General features: G+C 70.4%; 5 protein-coding genes. 3 read left to right on the forward strand and 2 right to left on the reverse strand.

The features are described 5' to 3' along the window. Positions 1 to 40 precede the first annotated feature (40 nt). Positions 41 to 349, reverse strand: coding sequence for a hypothetical protein (locus AB0M73_RS49550; protein WP_363907168.1), 309 nt, complete (start codon positions 347 to 349; stop codon positions 41 to 43). A 317-nt stretch (positions 350 to 666) separates the two neighbouring features. Here AB0M73_RS49550 and AB0M73_RS49555 point away from each other — a divergent pair, with 317 nt between their 5' ends. Further along, positions 667 to 930: a hypothetical protein gene (locus AB0M73_RS49555; protein WP_043718091.1), complete on the forward strand. Its 264-nt coding sequence runs from the start codon at positions 667 to 669 to the stop codon at positions 928 to 930. Beyond that, positions 917 to 1,396, forward strand: coding sequence for a DUF5130 family protein (locus AB0M73_RS49560; protein ID WP_363907171.1), 480 nt, complete (start codon positions 917 to 919; stop codon positions 1,394 to 1,396). The genes AB0M73_RS49555 and AB0M73_RS49560 overlap by 14 nt, the downstream gene beginning before the upstream one ends. Before the next feature lie 65 nt (positions 1,397 to 1,461). On the opposite strand, the gene pepN is transcribed toward AB0M73_RS49560, so the two are convergent. Then, entirely contained in the window at positions 1,462 to 4,014 is a 2,553-nt protein-coding gene (pepN, locus tag AB0M73_RS49565; RefSeq protein ID WP_363907173.1) for an aminopeptidase N, read from the reverse strand. Between the two features lie 216 nt (positions 4,015 to 4,230). Here pepN and AB0M73_RS49570 point away from each other — a divergent pair, with 216 nt between their 5' ends. Beyond that, positions 4,231 to 4,860 carry a DsbA family protein gene (locus tag AB0M73_RS49570; protein WP_363907175.1) on the forward strand — a complete coding sequence of 210 codons (630 nt, stop codon included), beginning with the start codon at positions 4,231 to 4,233 and terminating at the stop codon, positions 4,858 to 4,860. Positions 4,861 to 4,931 lie beyond the last annotated feature (71 nt).

Here is a 4,931-nt window from a genome sequence, read left to right on the forward strand (position 1 = left end):
GGGGGGTTTCCGCCCGGACCGCCGCTCGTTGTGCCTGTGGTCAGGCCGCGCGGTTGACCCTGATGCCGTCGCGGTTGACGCGGATCCCGTCCCGGTTGACCCGGATACCGGCGCGGTCGGCGGCGCGGTTGACCCTGGTGCCGTCCCGGTTGACGCGGATGCCGTCGCGGTTCACGCGGATACCCTCGCGGTTGACGCGGATCCCGGCCTGGGCGTTCACCCGAATGCCACGCTGGACAAGGGTGGTCTTGTTCACCCGGATGCCCGAGGTCGCCGTGAATACCGTGTGCAGCTCTTCACTCGATCGGGTGACAGTCACGACCGGGGTGGGGAGGTTCGGCGTGTACATGGCGTGCCCTCCTGGGGGGATCAGGGTGGAATTCAGGCAAGGCCCTTGCTCCGCAAGACCCGTACAGGTGAAAGCTAATCTTGATTCGCCGGTCAGGACAAGCCGCCAAACCGGCGGCATTCGCGTTGTCTACCCGGGGTCCGTTCGGCGCAGCGCGTTACACCGCAAGAGTGCGTGGCGATGATCACGTTCACGCGCTGTCGTCGGCAACGGTGTGGTCACTACGCCCGAACGGGGCCCGTTCGGGCGTGGTCATCGCCCCGGAGCGGGGCGGCCGGTGACGCGCGGCGGGACGGCCTCGGCTACCGTAAGGCCTCGTGAACGTCGTGGACACCCTCCTCGTCTTCGCGCTGATCCCGCTGTGTGTGTACGGCGTGATCGCGTTGCTGACGCTGTGGCCGAAGTTCGCGCGTACCCCCCGGTACCAGGCAGGCCAGGAGTGGGGCTACGCGCCAGTGTGGTGGACCGCCAATCCCGTGGGCGTAGGCGCCCACACCCTCTCCGCGCACGCCGCGCTGGAGCAGGGCGAGGCCGGCGAGCCCGCTCCGACCGCCCGGGGAGGTGCCCGTGGCAACTGGTGAGATCGCGCAGCGGGGCGACGTCGAGCTCGGTTACGGCGAGGCCCTGATGGCCGACGGCCGACTCTCGGTCGCCGTCGAGCAGAAGCCGCAGCCGCCGACCCTGCCCTTCCGCTCCGCCGAGCTGGCGCAGCTGGACGAGGCGCTGACCCTGTCGAGCCGGGAGACCGGCCTCGACTTCAGCGTCTACCTGGGCGAGCTGGACGGCGACGACACGCGCAAGGCCGCCGAGGAGCTGCACGCGCAGACCCTGCGGCCGACGCACGCGGTGCTGATCGCCGTGTCCCCGGGCCAGCGCGCCGTCGAGATCGTGACCGGCGACGAGTCGCACCGCCGGCTGCCCGACCGCGGCTGCAAGCTGGCCGTGATGAGCATGGTGGCCTCCTTCAAGGAGGGCAACCTGGCCGGCGGCCTGGTCAGCGGCCTGCGCATGCTGACCGACCAGGCGGGCCCGACGCCCCGCCGGTGACCTGGTCGTAGACACGAGGAGGCCCTCCCGGACGAATCCGGGAGGGCCTCCTTTGCGCTACGGGGTCAGGACCGGTCGAACTCGCGGGCCGCCAACGCCCGCACGATGCCGGCGCGGCCCTCGGACACCAGGCGGCGCAGCGACGGCGGGTGCTCCTCGGACTCCAGCCAGGCGTCGGCCGCCTGCACGGTCGACTCGGCCACCGCCCAGGACGGGAACAGGCCCGTCACCGTCGGCTGCGCCCGCTCGCTGGACCGGCGCCGCCACACGTCCGCGACGTCGGCGAAGTACTTCTCCGCGTACGGCGCGAGCAGCTCCTTCTGGCTCGGGTGCGCGAAGCCGTAGATGATCGCCTCGTTCACCGCGTTCGGCAGATCGTCGTCGTGCACCGCCCGACGCCACGCCTCGGCCTTGTTGGCCTCGGTCGGCACCAGCGCGCGGGCCCGCTCGGCGTGCCGCTGACCGGCCGCCGTCGGATCCTGCTCCAGTTCGTCACGCACCTCGACGTCGCCGGCCGCGCCGTGCGCGGTGAGCGCCTGCAGCAGCCGCCAGCGCAGGTCGGTGTCCACCACGAGGCCCGGCAGCGGCGCCGAGCCGTCCAGCCAGCCCTTCAACACGGCGACGACGTCCTCGCTCAGCGCCGAGCCGGACAGCGAGTTGACGAACGCCAGCTGGTGGTCCGAGCCCGGCTCCGCGGAGCGGGCCAGCCCCAGCACCGTGTCGGTGAACCGCCGCCAGCCCTCCGGGGCCCACGACGGGTCCGCGTACGAGGAGATCGCGGTCTGCGCCTGGAGCAGCAGCCGCTGCACGACGCCGACCTCGCTCTCGGTGTGGATGCCGCCCAGCACCAGCGTGACGAAGTCGCGGGCCTTCAGCTCGGCCTCGCGGGTCATCTCCCACGCCGCCGACCAGCACAGCGTGCGGGGCAGCGGCTCGGTGATGTCGACGATCCGGTCGACCAGCGTGGCCAGCGAGTCGTTGTCCAGCCGCATCGTGCAGTAGGTCAGGTCGTCGTCGTTGACCAGCACCAGCTTGCCGCGCGGCACGCCCACCAGGTCCGGCACCTCGGTGCGCTCGCCCGTCACGTCCAGCTCGACACGGTGCGTACGGACCAGCTTGCCGGTCTTCGGGTCGTCGTCGTAGACACCGATCGCCAGCCGGTGCGTGCGCAGCTCGCCCGCGCCCGGGCGGGCGCCGCCCTGCAGCACGGCGAACTCGCCGAACCGGCCGTCCGCGTCCACAGTGAACTTCGGCCGCAGCAGGTTCAGGCCGGTGGTCTCCAGCCACTGCGCCGACCACCACGACAGGTCGCGGCCCGACGCCTCCTCCAGCGCCGCCAGCAGGTCGGACAGGGTGGCGTTGCCCCAGGCGTGCTTGGCGAAGTACACCCGCAGGCCGCCGAGGAAGTTGTCCAGGCCCACGTAGGCCACCAGCTGCTTGAGCACGCTGGCGCCTTTGGCGTACGTGATGCCGTCGAAGTTGACCTCGACCGCCTGCAGGTCCGGGATGTCCGCCGCCACCGGGTGGGTGGAGGGCAGCTGGTCCTGCCGGTACGCCCAGGACTTCTCGATGTTGGCGAAGGTCGTCCAGGCGTGCGGGTACTCGGTCGCCTCGGCCTGCGACAGCACACTAGCCCAGGTGGCGAACGACTCGTTCAGCCACAGGTCGTCCCACCAGCGCATGGTGACCAGGTCGCCGAACCACATGTGCGCCATCTCGTGCAGCACCGTCTCGCAGCGCCGCTCGTACATGTAGCGGGTGACCCGGCTGCGGAAGACGAAGTCCTCCAGGAAGGTCACCAGGCCGGCGTTCTCCATCGCGCCCGCGTTGAACTCCGGCACGAAGGCCTGGTCGTACTTGCCGAACGGGTAGCGGACCCCGAACGCGCGGTGGAAGAAGTCGAAGCCCTGCTTGGTCTGCGTGAACAGGCGCTCATGGTCCATGTGCTCGGCCAGCGACGCGCGGCAGTACAGGCCCAGCGGGATGCTGCCCTCGTCGTCGGTGAACTCGTCACGCCACTCGGCGTACGGGCCGGCGACCAGCGCGATCAGGTACGTCGACAGGGTCTTGGTGGTCTCGAAGACGTGGCGCGAGGTCTCCGGGTTCAGCTCCTCGACGCCGGCCGACGGCGCGTTGGACATCACCTTCCAGTCCTTCGGCGCGGTCACCGTGACGTCGTAGACCGCCTTCAGGTCCGGCTGGTCGAAGCAGGTGAACATGCGCTTCGCGTCGGCCGTCTCGAACTGGGTGTACAGGTAGACGCCCTTGTCGACCGGGTCGACGAAGCGGTGCAGGCCCTCGCCGGTGTTCGTGTACAGGCACTGCGCCCGCACCACCAGCTCGTTCTGCTCGGCCAGGTCGGACAGCGCGATGCCGTCGGAGTCCCGATAACCGGAGACATCGAGTTCGACGCCGTTGAGCACGGCGGACTGCACCTCGCCCGCGACGAGGTCGATCCAGGTCGACGCGCCGGCCGTGCGGCTGCGGAAGCGCACGGTAGTCGTCGATCCGAACGCGGGACCGTCGCCGGTCAGGTCCAGTGCGATGTCGTAGTACTGGACCTCGAGGAGCGCCGCGCGCTGCTGGGCCTGGGCGCGGGTGAGGTTCGGCGCGGCCACTGGGTCACCTCATCTGTGGATGTCGGGGGTCCGGATCGGCTGTCGTTCGCCACCGGGGATGGGCAGGGGTCCCCGCATCCAATCACGTGACGTGGTCGCCGCGCTGCCAGGTTCCGGCGTAATCGCCGGACGGGAAGACCGGACGCCCCCCGATGGTTGCCCTTAGGTGTGGAGCCCGGGCTGGCCGGGCCGGCGTGACCCATGGAGATGTGTCGAATGAGCGCAGTGTCCTCCTTCTCGGACGAGAAGGTGAAGGTCGACTTCTGGTTCGACCCAGCTTGCCCGTGGGCGTGGATCACGTCCCGCTGGATCCTCGAGGTCGCCGAGCACCGCGAGCTCGACCTGAACTTCCACGTGATGAGCCTCTCCGTGCTCAACGACGGGCGTGACCTGCCCGAGCAGTACCGCGACTTCCTCGACCGGGCCTGGGGCCCGGTGCGGGTGGCCATCGCCGCCGCCAAGCACCACGGCGACAAGGTGCTGCTGCCGCTGTACACGGCCATGGGCACCCGGATCCACAACGAGGGCGTCAAGGACTTCGACGAGGTCATCAAGCTCGCCCTGGCCGACGTCGGTCTGCCGGCCGAACTCGCGGAGGCGGCTGCCAGCACCGAGTACGACGAGGAGCTGAAGGTCAGCCACCACGCCGGCATGGACCCGGTCGGCATGGACGTCGGCACCCCGGTCATCCACGTCAACGGCGTCGCGTTCTTCGGCCCGGTGCTGTCCAAGATCCCGCGCGGTGAGGACGCCGTCCGCGTGTTCGAGGGCGCCCGGCTGCTCGCCGGCTACCCGCACTTCTACGAGCTCAAGCGGACCCGGACCGAGTCGCCCGACTTCTCCTGACCGGTCTGGCCGCCGACTCGGGCGCGGGGGCCCGCCACCAACCGGGGGCGCGCCCCCCGCGATTAGGCCAA

Origin of the sequence: Kutzneria sp. NPDC051319 (assembly GCF_040682195.1) — a bacterium.
Taxonomy (GTDB): domain Bacteria; phylum Actinomycetota; class Actinomycetes; order Mycobacteriales; family Pseudonocardiaceae; genus Kutzneria.

Excerpts from the sequence above, each read along its gene's own strand:
- AB0M73_RS49550 (WP_363907168.1), bottom strand. The coding sequence starts at position 349 with ATGTACACGCCGAACCTCCCCACCCCGGTCGTGACTGTCACCCGATCG.
- AB0M73_RS49570 (WP_363907175.1), top strand. The coding sequence starts at position 4,231 with ATGAGCGCAGTGTCCTCCTTCTCGGACGAGAAGGTGAAGGTCGACTTC.